We start from the raw sequence: 15,693 nt of genomic DNA on the forward strand, positions 1-15,693 counted from the left end.
CAGAGCTCGCCTACATCCTCCAGCCTGGCTCAGCGGTTCCAGCAACACTTGACGCAGACATAGCCTCGAGGAACGCCAGCGAAGCATCGGCAACGCTGGCGGCTTCTCGGCATCTTGCCCGCCCTACTTCTCGCGAGCGGCTTCGCCCAGCCGGTGAATCGCCTGCCACAGGAGCGGCGGCAGTTCGTCCGGGTCCAGTGCATCGAGCAGGTTCTTGATGGAAAGGCCAAGGTCTGTGTCGCCTTCGATCACCAGCCGGCGGCGGAAGAACAGCGTGTCCGGATCTTCCTGGCGGCTCAGCAACAGCAGGAACTCGCGCCAGTTGCCGCGAATGCTCACGTCCACCGGTGCCTGCCGAGCCACTTTCAGGCCAGTGCGTTCACGGGTCAGGCACCAGGCCAGTCCCAGATCGCTGATTTCCAGGCGCAGCCAGCGCCCTTCCAGCACCTCGAAGGCGCCCTCCTCCAGCGGCGTGGCGAACACCCGCGGCAACGCCTGCTCCAGCACCAGGCGCTGAATCAGGAAAGGCACCCGCCGGCCCAGCGGCAGCAGCGGTTCACCCAGGCGCAGAGCCATGCTTGCCAGGCTCATAGCCCCGCCTCCTCGACTCGCAGCATGCCTGCCTGGCCATGCCAGTAACCGTTGCAGCCATCCACGGCCAGCGGCGGCGGCAGCGCACCGGCGCGCACCTCGGCGAATGCCCGGACAACCTGCGCCATGCCTTCCGCTCGCGGGCTCAGGCGCAACAGGTCGATCCCCAGCGCCGTCATCCGCGAGTATTCGGGCAGCAGGTTGCTGACCTGGGCGGACATCGTCTGGATGCCATTGAGGGTGAACAGCGCCTGGCCCTCCTGGCTGAGCAACGGAATGCCTTCCGGGTAGTCCTGGCAGCAGAATCGACAGTCATCCTTGGGCCGGTTCTGCGCCCGGGCGGTGAAGCAGCGTGCCGAATAGGCCAGCGGCAGATGCCCGTAGGCGAAGAGTTCCACCTCCGGACGCGGCTGGCCCAGCGCGTCGAGCTGCTGCAGGCAGTCCGCCAGCAGACTCGCCGAGCACTCCACCGGCGGCACCCAGCGCACCATTCCGCAGTCGAGCAATTCGGCCAGCGCATGGGCGTTGTACAGGTTGAGCGCCGGCCCGGCGACGAAGGGTTGGCAGCGCTCCAGCAACAACTGCACCGCACCCATGTCGTTGGCCTCCACCCGCAGCTCGCCGTTGTCGCACAGGCGCTTGAGGCTGGCCAGTTCGGAGGCCGCCTCCACCAGGGTCAGCCCGGACAGCACCAGCTCGGCCCGGGTCTCTTCACGCAGCTCGCGGGCCAGCCCCAGCCAGCCGTCGAGCGACAGCGCGCGGCGCTTGGAGCAGACGGTTTCACCCAGGTAGATGACATCCAGCGGCTGCCCGGCCATCTCGGCATAGAAATCCAACAGTTTCTCCCGGCTCCAGTAGAACAGGACCGGCCCCAGACTCAGCTTCATGGCTACCTCACTGCCAGGATCGATGGTAGGCACCCAGAGTGGTCTGGCTGCCCTCCGACACCGCTTCCAGCGCACGCCGCCACTGCTCCTCTACGGTGTACCGCTGCGGCGCACGCGCATGGGCGTCGAGCGCCGCGCGCCAGACTCCGGTGACCTGCTCGACATAGGCCGGGCTGCGCTGGCGCCCCTCTATCTTCACCGCCGCGATCCCCATCGCCGCCAGCTGCGGAATCAGGTCGAGGGTGTTCAGGCTGGTGGGCTCTTCAAGGGCATGGAAGCGCTGCCCTTCCACCAGGAAGCGGCCCTTGCACAGGGTCGGATAGCCGGCCGGCTCGTCCTTGCGGTAACGGTCGATGAGCACGCCGCCGAGCCTGGAACTCAGCCCGTCGGCATTCTCCTGCCAGCGCACCGCCTTGGCCGGCGAGCAGACCCCGCACAGGTTCGGCGACTCTCCGGTGACGTAGGAAGACAGGTGGCAGCGCCCTTCGGCCATGATGCACAGGCTGCCGAAGGCGAAGACCTCCAGCGGCACCTGGCTCCGTTCCGCCACCTGGCGTACCTGGGCCAGCGACAACACCCGGGGCAGCACCGCACGGCGGATGTTGTAGCGCGTGCGGTAGAACTCCAGGGCCGCGGCGTTGGTGGCCGAGCCCTGTACCGAAAGGTGCAGGGCAAGGTCCGGATGCCGGCGACTGGCGTAGGCCAGAACACCGGGGTCGGCGGCGATCAGCGCATCCACCCCGAGGTCCGCGGCGCGGTCCACCGCCCGCTGCCAGCGTGTCCAGCCCACCGGCTGGCCATAGGTATTGACCGCCACATAGAGCTGCCGGCGCTGCTGGCGGATCAGCTGCATGCCAGTCTCCAACTGGCGATCATCGAGGTTGAGGCCGGCAAAGTGCCGCGCATTGGTGTCATCGCGAAAGCCCACATAGATGGCGTCGGCCCCCTGTCGCAAGGCCGCCTTGAGGGCGGGCAGGCTGCCCGCCGGACATACCAGGTGCATGCTGGAAACTCTCCTTGGAAAAACCGTGCATCCCACCGAGGGTGTCTAGCCGAGCAGGTCGGCGAAGGGCAGGAAGTCCACAAGCTCGCCGCGCATCAGCGTGCGCTCGCACTCGATCAGCGCCAGACCGTCGGCCCAGCAGGCCGAGGCCAGCATGGCCGAGCCCTGATCGGGATGCAGGACCACCTGCAAATGCCCGCCAGGGCTTTCCAGGCGGGCTCGCAGGTACTGGCGACGCGGATTGCCCCGCGTCCAGTCGAAGGCGGCAGGCAGGCGCAGCGGGCGCGCCAGCACTTCGTTTCGCCCCTGCGCGCGAAGCAGAAAGGGTCGCGCTACCACCAGCGCGGTGATCAGCGCCGCCGCCGGGTTGCCCGGCAGACCGATCCACGGCTTGCCGCACACCGAGCCGAAGGCCAGCGGTTTTCCCGGCTGGATCGCCAGGCGCCACAGGTGCAGCTCGCCGAGCTCGCGCACCGCCTGCTTGAGATGATCCTCCTCGCCGACCGAGACGCCGCCCGAGGTGATCAGCACATCCGCTTCGCAAGCCGCCAGGCTGAGGGAATCACGGCTGGCCGCCAGTTCGTCGACGAGAATGCCGCCATCAAGCACATCCAGCCCCAGGCTGCGCAGTACGCCTTCCAGGCTGTAACGGTTGGCGTTGTAGATCTGCCCCGGCGCCAGCGCCTGGCCGGGCTCGCGCAACTCGTTGCCGCTGCTCAGCAAGCCGACCCGCAGCGGTCGGTAGACTGTCACTTCGGCGCATCCCAGGCTCGCCAGCAGGCCGATTTCCAGAGGCCGCAGCCGGATTCCGGCGTCCAGCACGCGGCTCCCGGCGGCGAACTCCTCGCCCTGGCGGCGCACGTTCGCCCCTGCCGGCACGCTGGCCAGCCAGACCCCGTCATCCTTGACCCGTGCCAGCTCCTGCGGCACCACGGTATCGGCGCCTGGCGGCAATGGCGCACCGGTGAATATCCGCACCGCGGTGCCGGCTGGCAGTTCGGCCAGCGCCGCGTCGCCAGCGGCGATCCGTCCGGCCAGAGGCAGCCAGCCCTCGCCAGCGGGCAGGTCGGCGGCACGCAGGGCATAGCCGTCCATCGCGCTGTTGTCCCAGGCGGGCATGGCGCTGGCCGCATGAATCGGCAGCGCCAGGGTACGACCAAGGGCCTGCGCCAGCGGTACCCGCTCCGGTTTCGGCGGCAAGGGGACCTGCTTCAGCAGTTCGGCAATCGCCTCGTCCACCGGTCGCAAGTCGGTCTTAGCCGCATGGCAGCCGCAGGCGCTCATGAGCGGGCTCCGCACTGGAGGGCCGGGTGCTCCGGCAGCGACTTGAGATGGGGGACGAAATTGCACGGCCGCGTACGGCTGTCGAGCTGCTCGCGCAGGATCTTCTCCCAGGCCGTCCGGCAGGCCCCGGGGGAACCGGGCAGGCAGCAGACCAGGGTGGCGTTGCTGATTCCGGCCAGCGCGCGGGACTGGATGGTGGAGGTCCCGATCTCGGCCAGCGACACCTGGCGAAACAGCTCGCCGAAACCATCCACCGCCTTGTCCAGCAGCGGCGACACCGCCTGGGGCGTATTGTCCCGCGCGGTGAATCCGGTGCCGCCGGTGATCAGTACCACCTGCACCAGCGGGTCGGCGATCCAGGCGCACAGCCAGGCGCGGATCTGCCAGATGTCATCGATCACCAGGGCCCGCTCATGGAGCTGATGGCCGGCCGCTTCCAGTCCCTCGATCAGGGTCTGCCCGGATGTGTCGGTCGCCAGGCTGCGAGTATCGCTGACCGTCAGCACTGCGATACGCAGCGGCTGGAATTCGACGCTGGATAGATGGGCCATGCTGCAAACCTCCGCGAAATGACTGCGCGCAGCCTGCGCCAGTGCCGCGGCGCCGCCCATTCCCCGATGGAGGTATCACTTTCGCGGTTCCGCCCCGCAGGCCGCGTGCCTGCCCGCTGCCGGGCCAGGCGTGGCAAAGGGTCGCAATCGACCAGGCGGTGACAGCGGGTATCAGGCCGCCGGCATGCAGCGCAGGCTCAGGGCATTGTCGGCAGCGGCTGCCAGCCGTTCGCCTCCTTGCGGAAATCGAGGCGCTCGTAACGCTGCCCCGGCAGGCCCTGCCAGAATTCCATGCGGCCGGGCAGCAGGCGGTAATGCCCCCAATTCGGCAGGAGGGACGGTGCCTCGTCACGCTGGCGATAGACCGGCGGCGAATCCTCCGCCGAACGCGCGCCCAGCCATTCGACCCGGCCCTCGATGCGCAACTGCCGCTCCGCTGCAGGCCAATGGAACACCACTGCCGCCCAGGGGTTGATCACCAGGTCCTGGCCCTTTTCGCTGCACTGGTCGCTGTAGAACAGCAGCCCCTGTTCATCCAGGCCGCCGAGCGACACGACCCGGCAGTGTGGATGGCCGAAGTCATCCGCCGTGGCCAGCACCATGGCCGCGCCCTTGTCGCATTGCGCTTCGCGCAACCAGCTCTGCAGCAGCATCCAGGGTTCCTCCGCAGGAGCCGCCAACGCCGGGACGGGGCCCTGCGGTTCGGCCGCCGCGCTCACATAGTGGCCCGAAGCGCCGCCGCGTTTTTCCAGCAGGCGGACGTTTTCGATGGTCATGCCGCGATCCACCGCCTTGCACATATCGTAGAGGGTCAGGGCGGCGACGCTGGCGGCGGTCAGCGCCTCCATTTCCACTCCGGTCTGCCCGGCCAGCTTGCAGCGGGCGACGATGCGCACGCAGTTCTCCCCTTCCGCCTCCAGTTCGACCTTGACGCTGGCGAGCATCAGCGGATGGCACAGGGGAATGAGATCGGATGTCTTCTTCGCCGCCTGGATGCCGGCGATACGCGCCACGGCGAACACGTCGCCCTTGGGGTGGGCGCCGTCGACGATCATGCGCAGGGTTTCCGGGCGCATGCGCACGCGGGATTCGGCTGTCGCTTCACGGGAAGTCACCGCCTTGTCGGTGACATCGACCATGTTGGCGCGGCCTTGGGTATCGAGGTGGGTCAACATCGCCAGGACTCCTGGATCAGATCAGATTAAGACGGCGGGCCAGCTTGCGCAGATTGCTCGGGTCCATCTGCAAGTCGCGGGCGGCAGCCGCCCACTTGCCGGCATGACGGCCCAGGGCCGCTTCGACCAGCTCGCGCTGGTAGCGCTCCAGTGCCTGCTGCATGGACTCCAGCACCGGCTCGGAGGCGGCCTGTGGCGGAGTGAGATGGCGGACTGGCGGCGACTCGAGTCCTAGCCAGGGAGCCTCGATGCTGAGCAGTGCAGTACGCGACTCGGCCTGGCTGAGCACCTTGAGCGCCGCCCGGCTGATCACATGCTCCAGCTCGCGTACGTTGCCCGGCCAGTCGTAGTTCAGCAGCACCCGCTCGGCCTCTGGCGAGAGGCGCAGGCAACGCAGGCCAAGACGCACCCGGTTGAGTTCGAGAAAGTGGCCGGCCAGCAACAGCACATCGCGGCCACGCTCGCGCAGCGGCGGAATATGCACCGGATACACCGACAGGCGATGGTAGAGATCGGCGCGGAAACGTCCCTCGCGCACCTCTTCCCAGAGGCGGCGATTGGTCGCTGCGATCACCCGCACATCGACATGCCGTGGCTGGTCGGCGCCAAGGCGCTGGATTTCGCCGTTCTGCAGCGCGCGCAGCATCTTGGCCTGGGTTGCCAGCGGCAGCTCGCCGATCTCGTCGAGGAACAGGGTGCCTCCGTTGGCCGCTTCGAAGCGCCCGGGACGGTCCTGGCCCGCGCCGGAGAACGCCCCCTTGGCATGGCCGAACAGCTCGCTCTCGGCCAGGGTTTCCGGCAAGGCCGCGCAGTTGACGTAGACCAGCGGCTTTCGCGCGCGCGGCGAATGGCTGTGCAGCCAGCGGGCGAACAGCTCCTTGCCCACGCCGGTCTCGCCCTGCAGCAGCACGGGCAACTCGGAGTCGGCCACCACAGCCAGTTCGTCCAGCAGTTGGCTGATCGCTGGACTGTTGCCGAGAATCGCCGCATCACCGGCCTCCCCGTCCGGTTCCGCCTGGCGTCCGGCCAGGCGCAGGCTGCGCACCTCGGCCTCCAGCCGGCACACCCGCAGCGCGCTTTCAATCAGCAGCGCGTGCTGGCGCAAGCGCTGCGCGGCATGGCGATCAAAGCTGCCGGGACGCAAGGCATCGAGGGTCACCGCGCCCCACAGCTGGCCATCCAGATAGAGGCTCATGCCCATGCAGTCATGCACTGGCAGCGGCTCGTCCGGGCTGTCTTCCAGCAGGCCGTCGTAGGGGTCGGGCAACAGACTGTCGGCGGCGAACTGCAGCGGCTCGCGCTGCGCCAGGATCTGCGCCAGGCGCGGATGGCGAGCCACCGCGAAGCTGCGTCCGAGCACTTCATGGGCCAGCCCCACGGCCGCCTGCGGGCGCAAGCTCTCGCCGTCCAGGCGCAACAGAACCACCGCACTGCAGCCAAACGCCTCGCGCAGGCCAACCACCAGCCGTTGCAGGCGGACCGCCGCCGGCAGCTCGCAGACCAGGTCGGCGAGCTGGGCATTCTGGATCGGGGTGAAATCTACCATTTCGGGTATCCATGACCTGATTCGTGCCGGGTAGGTTAGACCTTACCTGCCGGCAAACCCTTGATTTCCGTCAATTTCAAAAGCGGCACGGTGCTTGCCAGTGTCAGGAGGACTCTCAACCATCAAGGAGCCTCTCCATGGCTGACCAACTGCTCGACAGCACCTTGGGCGACCTGGCATGCACCCTCCCCGGCGCCACACGGGTATTCCATCAGTTCCACCTGGACTTCTGCTGCGGCGGCCAAAAGACCTTGCGCCAGGCTTCCCTGGAGCGCGGGGTGGATGCCGACGAAGTGATCCGCCAGCTGTCCCGGCTCGACCCGCAGGACGCCGAGGGCGCCGACTGGCGCCAGGCGTCTCCCGAGCAACTGATCGACCACCTGCTTGACCGTTTCCACGCCGTGCATCGCCAGCAGTTGCCGGAGCTGATCCGCCTGGCGGCGCGCGTCGAACAGGTCCACGGGGAACGTGACGACTGCCCCCACGGGCTGACCGAACTGCTGATCACCATGCAGCAGGAACTGGAAAGCCACATGCAGAAGGAGGAGCAGGTGCTCTTCCCGCTCATCGAACGCGGCGCAGGCCCCATGGCCGGCGGGCCGATCTCGGTCATGCGTTTCGAGCACGACCAGCATGGCGAAGCGCTGCAGCAACTGGTGGATCTGACCGGCGACATGCAGCCGCCCGAAGGCGCCTGCAACACCTGGCGAGCGCTGTATCGCGGCCTCGATGAACTGCGCGTCGACCTGATGCAGCACATCCACCTGGAAAACAACCTGCTGTTCCCCCGTGCCCTGGGCCTGGAGGTGCGCCATGGGTGAGTACCGCAAGCTGTGGTGGACGTTGATCGCCGTGCTCGGCGTGACCTTCTGCCTGCTCGGCTGGTTCGGCCGTGAGGTCTACCGCCAGGCGCCGCCGATTCCCTCGGAGGTGGTGAGCGCGAGCGGCCAGCACCTGTTCGGCGCCGACGACATCCTCGATGGCCAGACCGCCTGGCAGAGCGTCGGCGGCATGCAGCTCGGCTCCATCTGGGGCCATGGCGCCTACCAGGCGCCGGACTGGACCGCCGACTGGCTGCACCGTGAACTGCTCGCCTGGCTCGACCTGGCCGCGCAACAGCAGTACGGCAAGCCCTATGCCGAGGTCGACCAGGACCACCAGGCCCTGCTACGCGAGCAACTCAAGCGCGAGTATCGCGGTAACCAGGTGCGTGACGGCGTGCTGTCCCTGAGCGAGCGCCGCGTCGCCGCCATGGGCCAGACCGCCGCCTATTACGACGCGCTGTTCAGCAACGACCCAGCCCTGCAGGGCAGCCGCAAGAGCTTCGCCATGAAGGAGAACACCCTGCCCGATGCCGCGCGCCGCGAGCAGCTGAGCCGGTTCTTCTTCTGGACCGCCTGGGTCGCCGCGACCGAACGGCCAGGGCACGAAGCCACCTACAGCAACAACTGGCCGCACGAGCCGCTGATCGACAACCATCCCACCGCAGAGAACCTGATCTGGTCGGTGGCCAGCGTGATCCTGCTGATCGCCGGCGTCGGTTTCCTGATCTGGGCCTGGGCCTTCCTGCGCGGCCACGAGGAGGAAGAACCCGCCGCGCCCGCCCAGGACCCGCTCAGCCTGGTGGCGCTGACCCCGTCGCAGCGAGCCCTCGGCAAGTACCTGCTGCTGGTGGTCGGGCTGTTCAGCTTCCAGGTCATGCTCGGCGGCGCCACGGCGCACTACACGGTGGAAGGCCAGGATTTCTACGGCTTCCCGCTGTCGCAGTGGTTCCCCTACTCGCTGTTGCGCACCTGGCACATCCAGAGCGCGCTGTTCTGGATCGCCACCGGTTTCCTCGCCGCCGGCCTGTTCCTCGCCCCGATCATCAACGGCGGCAAGGACCCGAAATTCCAGAAACTCGGCGTCGACGCGCTGTTCTGGGCGCTGGTGGTGGTGGTGCTCGGCTCCTTCGTCGGCAACTACCTGGCGATTGCCCAGGTCATGCCGGCCGAGTGGAACTTCTGGCTCGGCCACCAGGGCTATGAGTACGTCGATCTCGGCCGCCTGTGGCAGATCGGCAAGTTCGCCGGCGTGGCCTTCTGGCTGCTGCTGATGCTGCGCGGCATCCTGCCGGCGTTCCGCCAGCCCGGCGACAAGAACCTGCTGGCCCTGCTGTCCGCCTCGGTGATCGCCATCGGCCTGTTCTACGGCGCCGGCTTCGCCTACGGCGAGCGCACCCACCTGTCGATCATGGAGTACTGGCGCTGGTGGGTGGTGCACCTGTGGGTCGAGGGCTTCTTCGAGGTATTCGCCACCACTGCACTGGCCTTCATCTTCTCCAGTATGGGCCTGGTGTCCAAGCGCATGGCCACCACCGCCAGCCTGGCCTCGGCTTCGCTGTTCATGCTCGGCGGCGTGCCCGGCACCTTCCACCACCTGTACTTCGCCGGCACCACCACTCCGGTGATGGCGGTAGGTGCCACCTTCAGCGCCCTGGAAGTGGTGCCGCTGGTGGTACTTGGCTACGAAGCCTGGGAAAACTGGCGGCTGAAGAGCCGCGCGGCCTGGATGGAGCGGGTCAAGTGGCCGCTGATGTGCTTCGTCGCCGTGGCGTTCTGGAACATGCTCGGCGCCGGCGTCTTCGGCTTCATGATCAACCCGCCGGTTTCGCTCTACTACGTGCAGGGCCTCAACACCACGCCGGTACACGCCCACGCCGCGCTGTTCGGAGTCTATGGCTTCCTCGCCCTGGGCTTCACCCTGCTGGTGCTGCGCTACATCCGTCCGCAACTACGCTTCAACGAGCGTCTGATGAAGACCGCCTTCTGGTGGCTGAACGGCGGCCTGGTGCTGATGATCGCCACCAGCCTGTTGCCGATCGGCATCATCCAGTTCCACGCCAGCGTCAGCGAGGGCCTGTGGTATGCCCGCAGCGAGGCCTTCATGCAGCAGGAAATCCTCCAGACGCTGCGCTGGGTACGCACCTTCGGTGATGTGGTGTTCATCGTCGGTGCGCTGGCCATGGCCTGGCAGGTCGTCAGCGGATTCTTCTCTCCCACCACCAGCACCGTGCCCCAGCGCGCGGAAGGAGAACGCCTATCGGTTAACTGACAGAGCAAGAGTGTTGGCCAGGCTCGACCCGCCGCTGGCGGGTCGAGCCGTTGACCGGACCAACCTGCACCAGCGCTATCTACACTCAAGCGTTGACGGAACTTCCAGCACAGGAGCACTACCATGCATGCACACAAGCTTTACGCCTGGCTCGACACTCCCGGCACAACACCGCTGTGGAAGGTGTTCTGGCTGTACGGCGTGTTGGTCAGCCATGTGTTGTTCGGCGGCATACTGGCGCTGTACGGGCAACTCGGCAGTGCCCAGCTGGCCCTGCTGTTCTTCGGTTTCATTATCTACACGGCCTGGGTGCTGAATGCCGTCTGGCGCAACGCCGGCAACGTCCGCACCGCACTCTTTGGCGAGATCGCCCGTTTCCTCACCGTCGCCTGGTCGATCAACGCGGTGCTGGTTTCCATTTTCCTGCTGCTCGAACACCTGAAAACAGGCGGCGGCAGCCTGCCGTTCTAAGCCCAAGTCCCCCAGACAGGCGCCACACGCTCCCCCGCCCCTCTCCCGCAGGCGGGAGAGGGGCGGTTCGCGTCGTGGTGTCGCCGAGCGAATGACAGTGCGCTAAGGTGCGCGACGTCCCCATCAGACTGTCGAAAGCCCCATGAGCGACAACCACGCCCTCTCGGACTATCAAAGCGTCCGCCAACTGGCGATCCGCTCGCTGTTCGAAATCTTCGAGCAGTTCAGCGAAGGCACGGTGATCGTCGACCGCGAGGCACGCATCGTCTGGATCAACCAGCGCTACGCCCAGCGCTTCGGCCTGGACAGCGCCGAGCAAGCCATCGGCCGTCCGGTCGAGCAGGTGATTCCCGGTAGCCTGATGCGTGAGGTGGTCAGCAGCGGCCGGCCGATGCTGCTGGACATTCTCGACATGGCCAAGGACCCGCTGGTGGTGATGCGCATGCCGATCCGCGACGACACCGGCGCGGTGATCGGGGGCATCGGCTTCGCCCTGTTCGACGAGCTGCGCTCGCTCTCACCGTTGCTGACCCGCTACCAGCGCATGCAGGCCGAGCTGGCCTCGACCCGCTCCCTGCTGCAGGCGCGCCAGGCGAAATACAGCTTCGGCCACTTCATCGGTACCAGCCCGGCCAGCCTGGAAGTCAAGCGCCGCGCCCGGCGCGGGGCGACCAGCGACGCCCCGGTACTGCTGCTGGGGGAAACCGGTACCGGAAAGGAGCTGCTGGCCCATGCCATCCATGCCTCCTCGCCACGGGCCGACAAGCCCTTCGTCAGCGTCAACGCCGCGGCGATTCCCGAATCCCTGCTGGAAGCGGAGTTCTTCGGCACCGCTCCGGGCGCCTTCACCGGCGCCGACCGCAAGGGCCGCCCTGGCAAGCTGCAGATCGCCCAGGGCGGAACCCTGTTTCTCGACGAGATCGGCGACATGCCACTGGCGCTACAGAGCAAGCTGCTGCGTGTGCTGCAGGAAAAGGAATTCGAACCGGTGGGTTCCAACGAGATGCTGCGCAGCGACATCCGCCTGATCGCCGCCACCTCCATCGATCTCGATGCCGCCGTGCGCGAGGGGCGCTTTCGCGCCGACCTGTTCTACCGCATCAACGTCCTGCCCATCGAGATTCCACCGCTGCGCGAGCGCCTGGAGGACCTGCCGGCCCTTTGCGAAGCCATACTCGACGGCCTGCGCGACGACCACCAGATGCTCTACGAACTGGACGCCGACGCTCTTGCCCTGCTGGCCCAGCACGCCTGGCCGGGCAATGTGCGCGAGCTGCGCAATCTGCTGGAACGCACCGTGCTGCTTGGCGACCGCCCTCAGCTCGACGCCGCCACGCTGCGCTCGTCCCTCGGTACGTTGCAACCGCTACCGGCAGCGACGAGTGCGCCTTCCGTCACCCTGGCTGCCGGCCAGGATTTCTACGCCGCGCGCGAGGAATTCGAACGCCAGTTGATCCGCAGCGTGCTCGACGAACAGGCCGGCAATGTCGACGCGGCCGCACGGCGCCTGGGGCTGGGCCGTTCGACGCTGTACAAGAAGTTGGCTGCGCTGGGTCTTTCGTCCTGAAACAGAGACAAGTCTCCATATGGAGACAACCAGGACTTCCGCATATGCCCGGGCACTCGGGAGCCAACAGCACGCAATTTGTCTCAATTCGGAGAATAGCGTAGCGCCTCGACAGCCCAAGCTAAAAAATAATTCATATAAATCAATGAGTTACATAACTGGCACGATCCTGGCTATGTCGCTTGCCGCGGCCCTGGCTACATAACCGGCATCACAACAATCGACGCAACCAGCTTCGTCCTGCCGCTCTGGTAGTCCTCAAAACAACAAGAACCACTCGCGGCACCCGTCGCGCCAACTGGAGATCCATTCGATGAGCGTGGTCATCGCCCTTGCGGCCCTCGCCCTGCTGATGCTCGCCGCCTATCGCGGCTACAGCGTGATCCTCTTCGCCCCCATCGCGGCCCTGCTCGCAGTACTGCTGACCGATCCCTCCGCCGTCGCCCCGGCCTTCACCGGGGTGTTCATGGAAAAGATGGTCGGCTTCGTCAAACTCTATTTCCCGGTGTTCCTGCTGGGCGCGGTGTTCGGCAAGCTGATCGAGCTGTCGGGCTTCTCGCGCTCGATCGTCGCCGCCGCCATCCGCCTGCTAGGCACCCGCCAGGCGATGCTGGTCATCGTACTGGTCTGCGCATTGCTCACCTACGGCGGCGTATCGCTGTTCGTCGTGGTGTTCGCGGTCTATCCGTTCGCCGCCGAGATGTTCCGCCAGAGCAACATCCCCAAGCGGCTGATCCCGGCGACCATCGCCCTCGGCGCCTTCACCTTCACCATGGACGCGCTGCCCGGCACCCCGCAGATCCAGAACATCATCCCAACCACTTTCTTCAGCACCAATGGCTGGGCCGCCCCCTGGCTGGGCGTGATCGGCAGCCTGTGCGTGTTCGCCATGGGCATGCTGTTCCTGCGCCGCCAGCTGAACAAGGCCCAGGCCGCCGGCGAAGGCTATGGCAACGACCTGCGCAACGAGCCGGAAACCGCCAGCGACCTGAAACTGCCCAACCCGTTGCTGGCGCTCTCGCCGCTGGTGCTGGTGGGCGGTGCCAACTTGCTGTTCACCCACTGGATTCCACAGCTCTACGGCACGACCCACAGCCTGCAACTGGCCGGCATGGCCGCCCCGGTGACCAGTGACGTCGCCAAGCTGACCGGCATCTGGGCGGTGCAGGCGGCGCTGCTGCTGGGCATCCTGCTGGTGTTGGCGAGCAGTTACCGGGTGATCCGCAGCAAGCTCGCCGAAGGCAGCAAGACCGCCGTTTCCGGTGCCCTGCTGGCGGCGATGAACACGGCTTCGGAGTACGGCTTCGGCGCGGTGATCGCCTCGCTGCCGGGCTTCCTGGTGCTGGCCAACGCACTCAAGAGCATCCCCGACCCGCTGATCAACGAGGCCATCACCGTGACCACCCTCGCCGGCATCACCGGCTCGGCGTCCGGCGGCATGAGCATCGCCCTGGCGGCCATGTCCGAGCAGTTCATCGCTGCCGCCCACGCAGCCGACATTCCGCTGGAGGTGCTGCACCGGGTGGCATCCATGGCCAGCGGCGGCATGGACACGCTGCCGCACAACGGCGCCGTCATCACCCTGCTCGCGGTCACCGGCCTGACCCACCGCGAGGCCTACAAGGACATCTTCGCCATCACCCTGATCAAGACGTTCGCCGTGTTCCTGGTGATCGGCACCTTCTACGCGACCGGCATCGTCTGAGTCCCCTAACACGCAGCCGCCCGCAGGCGGCTGCCGTGACCAACAGGAGAACCCCATGAACCTCAATGGCAAGACCGCCCTGGTCACCGGTTCCACCAGCGGTATCGGCCTGGGCATCGCCCGTCGCCTCGCCGCCGCGGGTGCCAACGTGGTGGTCAACGGCTTCGGCGACATCGACGCGGTGGTGGGCGAGCTCGCCGCCCATGGCGCTCGCATCGGCCATCATGGCGCGGACATGTCCCGACCCGAGCAGATCGCCGAGATGATCGCCTACGTCGAGCGCGAGTTCGGCGCCCTCGACATCCTGGTCAACAACGCCGGCATACAGCATGTCGCCGCGCTGGAAGACTTCCCCGTCGAGCGCTGGAACGCGATCGTCGCCATCAACCTGTCCGCGGTGTTCCACACCACACGCCTGGCGCTGCCGGGCATGCGTCAGCGCGGCTGGGGGCGCATCCTCAACATCGCCTCCACCCACGGACTGGTGGCCTCGGCGGGAAAAAGCGCCTACGTCGCCGCCAAGCACGGAGTCATCGGCCTGACCAAGACCACAGCGCTGGAAACCGCCACCACCGGCATCACCTGCAACGCCATCTGTCCCGGCTGGGTACTGACGCCGCTGGTCCAGCAACAGATCGACGCGCGCATCAGTGCCGGCGCCAGCCCGGAACAGGCGCGCCACGACCTGCTGGCGGAAAAGCAGCCCTCGCTGGACTTCGTCACCCCGGAGCAACTCGGCGAACTCGCGCTATTCCTGTGCAGCGACGCCGCCGCCCAGGTCCGAGGTGCTGCCTGGAACATGGATGGCGGCTGGACGGCTCAATAGTTGTCGATGCCGGAAAGGAAACGCTCTCTACTTCCCATCAAGGCTCCCGCCTGCTGACTCTGGCCTGGATGATTGAATGCCTGCGGCCCGATACCCCCTTCCCTGTGCCGGAGTTGCTGGGCGAGCAGGACCGGAACGGGTTTTGACGCCGGCTGGCTGAAGGTCAAGGCCGGCCTGGCTACCGTCCTGGCGAGCCGCCGCGATGACAGGCTATCGCCCGACCTGATCCACCGCCGCGCCGAGCACAAGAAGAAGAGCGACGGCAAGATCCACCGGCCCCAGGCGGACGAGCGCATCCTTACCGGCGCATTCAAGGAATGCCAGGGACGAAGCCGGGTGCTGCAAAAGCTGGAAGGAAGAGGAGATGCCGGCTTTCCGAGATCCGCGCCTTCTCCCTACCCCTCATAAGCGGGCGGGTAACGACGGGCAGAAGATCGCCGGACATGCCAGGAAGATAGCGCGCGCTATCACCATAAACACCGGGCCGCCCGGCATTCGCCATGACACATTCAGCTCTTGCGCTGGGCCCACGGGGACTCCAGCGACTTCGATGAAAACCGGCATGATCCACAGAGGCTGGGCCCGGGAGGCCATCAACCTCATCTCAAGGCCCCTCTTCGCCGAAGTGGAGGAGGCAGCTCTTCGCTCTGGACCATTCACGACCGTGGACCTCCTGACGGATCGCAGGCGCCGGAGCATGTGCATGCGCAGTTTCCAGAAGGCTTTCCGAGGGGCACCCGCGGTTTCGGGTTCGGCGATCTTCAGGGCTTCGAGCTCCCCGTACGCGCTCCAAGTGGCACTGCCTCACTTCGGTCGCGCCCAGTTTGCGCGTTCACCCCTGCCACAACGCACGCTATGCACCAGAAAGTAGCGCGCCGCCTCTTTCAGGGGCACAGACCGCATGAAAAAGCCAGTCGTAATCGACCTGGGTGCATTGCAGCCTCACTGAAATGGCGGTCTTTAAGAGTTGGCACGGCATTCGCTTCGCCCAATG

12 protein-coding genes and 2 pseudogenes are annotated in these 15,693 nt (G+C 66.7%); 6 read left to right on the plus strand and 8 right to left on the minus strand.

Annotated features, from left to right (window positions below; all coding sequences use genetic code 11):
* Nucleotides 1-123: 123 nt before the first annotated feature.
* The 8 genes and pseudogenes from ubiT to norR all read right to left on the minus strand — a co-directional run bounded on the left by ubiT (nt 124) and on the right by norR (nt 7,037).
* The gene (gene ubiT / locus FXN65_RS17300) at nt 124-591 is read right to left on the minus strand and encodes a ubiquinone anaerobic biosynthesis accessory factor UbiT (RefSeq protein ID WP_151134681.1); all 468 of its coding nucleotides are present in this window, start codon (nt 589-591) and stop codon (nt 124-126) included.
* On the minus strand, nt 588-1,478 hold the full coding sequence (locus tag FXN65_RS17305) for a U32 family peptidase (RefSeq protein ID WP_151134683.1): 891 nt from the start codon (nt 1,476-1,478) through the stop codon (nt 588-590). Before FXN65_RS17305 ends, ubiT begins: the two co-directional genes overlap by 4 nt.
* Nucleotides 1,479-1,485: 7 nt before the next feature.
* Nucleotides 1,486-2,481 (minus strand): ubiquinone anaerobic biosynthesis protein UbiU, encoded by a 996-nt coding sequence (gene ubiU, locus FXN65_RS17310; RefSeq protein ID WP_151134685.1) that lies wholly within the window; start codon nt 2,479-2,481, stop codon nt 1,486-1,488.
* Between the two features lie 45 nt (nt 2,482-2,526).
* Nucleotides 2,527-3,765, minus strand: a complete 1,239-nt coding sequence (locus tag FXN65_RS17315) for a molybdopterin molybdotransferase MoeA (RefSeq protein ID WP_151134687.1) — start codon at nt 3,763-3,765, stop codon at nt 2,527-2,529.
* The gene (gene moaB, locus FXN65_RS17320; protein WP_151134689.1) at nt 3,762-4,316 is read right to left on the minus strand and encodes a molybdenum cofactor biosynthesis protein B; all 555 of its coding nucleotides are present in this window, start codon (nt 4,314-4,316) and stop codon (nt 3,762-3,764) included. The genes FXN65_RS17315 and moaB overlap by 4 nt, the downstream gene beginning before the upstream one ends.
* 197 nt (nt 4,317-4,513) lie before the next feature.
* The gene (locus FXN65_RS28285; RefSeq protein WP_226284419.1) at nt 4,514-4,969 is read right to left on the minus strand and encodes a pyridoxamine 5'-phosphate oxidase family protein; all 456 of its coding nucleotides are present in this window, start codon (nt 4,967-4,969) and stop codon (nt 4,514-4,516) included.
* Between the two features lie 66 nt (nt 4,970-5,035).
* A pseudogene (gene moaC / locus FXN65_RS28290) lies at nt 5,036-5,491 on the minus strand (cyclic pyranopterin monophosphate synthase MoaC); the annotation flags it as partial.
* 16 nt (nt 5,492-5,507) lie between these two features.
* Nucleotides 5,508-7,037, minus strand: coding sequence for a nitric oxide reductase transcriptional regulator NorR (gene norR / locus FXN65_RS17330; protein WP_151134693.1), 1,530 nt, complete (start codon nt 7,035-7,037; stop codon nt 5,508-5,510).
* A 137-nt stretch (nt 7,038-7,174) separates the two neighbouring features.
* Here norR and ytfE point away from each other — a divergent pair, with 137 nt between their 5' ends.
* The 6 genes and pseudogenes from ytfE (at nt 7,175) to FXN65_RS17360 (ending at nt 14,699) form a co-directional block, all read left to right on the plus strand.
* The gene (ytfE, locus tag FXN65_RS17335; RefSeq protein WP_151134695.1) at nt 7,175-7,858 is read left to right on the plus strand and encodes an iron-sulfur cluster repair protein YtfE; all 684 of its coding nucleotides are present in this window, start codon (nt 7,175-7,177) and stop codon (nt 7,856-7,858) included.
* On the plus strand, nt 7,851-10,130 hold the full coding sequence (locus FXN65_RS17340; RefSeq protein ID WP_151134697.1) for a nitric-oxide reductase large subunit: 2,280 nt from the start codon (nt 7,851-7,853) through the stop codon (nt 10,128-10,130). Before ytfE ends, FXN65_RS17340 begins: the two co-directional genes overlap by 8 nt.
* 123 nt (nt 10,131-10,253) lie before the next feature.
* Nucleotides 10,254-10,601 (plus strand): hypothetical protein, encoded by a 348-nt coding sequence (locus FXN65_RS17345; protein WP_151134699.1) that lies wholly within the window; start codon nt 10,254-10,256, stop codon nt 10,599-10,601.
* Between the two features lie 142 nt (nt 10,602-10,743).
* Nucleotides 10,744-12,199 (plus strand): annotated as a pseudogene (locus FXN65_RS17350) (sigma-54 interaction domain-containing protein); the annotation flags it as partial.
* A gap of 282 nt (nt 12,200-12,481) precedes the next feature.
* On the plus strand, nt 12,482-13,873 hold the full coding sequence (locus tag FXN65_RS17355) for a GntP family permease (RefSeq protein WP_151134703.1): 1,392 nt from the start codon (nt 12,482-12,484) through the stop codon (nt 13,871-13,873).
* Between the two features lie 55 nt (nt 13,874-13,928).
* The gene (locus FXN65_RS17360) at nt 13,929-14,699 is read left to right on the plus strand and encodes a 3-hydroxybutyrate dehydrogenase (protein WP_151134705.1); all 771 of its coding nucleotides are present in this window, start codon (nt 13,929-13,931) and stop codon (nt 14,697-14,699) included.
* Nucleotides 14,700-15,693 lie beyond the last annotated feature (994 nt).

It is taken from the genome of Pseudomonas lalkuanensis (assembly GCF_008807375.1).
Lineage (GTDB): Bacteria > Pseudomonadota > Gammaproteobacteria > Pseudomonadales > Pseudomonadaceae > Metapseudomonas > Metapseudomonas lalkuanensis.